Origin of the sequence: Duganella levis (assembly GCF_009857605.1) — a bacterium.
Lineage (GTDB): Bacteria > Pseudomonadota > Gammaproteobacteria > Burkholderiales > Burkholderiaceae_D > Rugamonas > Rugamonas levis.
The window spans coordinates 1-267 of the sequence record NZ_WWCT01000098.1 but is presented as its reverse complement, the minus strand read 5'-3'; the positions used below and the strand labels follow the sequence as shown (position 1 = coordinate 267).

General features: G+C 50.9%; 1 rRNA gene. It reads right to left on the bottom strand.

The features are described from left to right. Window positions 1-267: ribosomal RNA gene (locus GTP69_RS31955) — 16S ribosomal RNA — on the bottom strand; the annotation flags it as partial.

The following is a 267-nucleotide window of genomic DNA, read 5'->3' as shown; positions in this document are numbered from 1 at the left end:
TAGAGTGCTCTTTCGTAGCAACTAATGACAAGGGTTGCGCTCGTTGCGGGACTTAACCCAACATCTCACGACACGAGCTGACGACAGCCATGCAGCACCTGTGTAATGGTTCCCTTTCGGGCACTCCCTAATCTCTCAAGGATTCCATCCATGTCAAGGGTAGGTAAGGTTTTTCGCGTTGCATCGAATTAATCCACATCATCCACCGCTTGTGCGGGTCCCCGTCAATTCCTTTGAGTTTTAATCTTGCGACCGTACTCCCCAGGC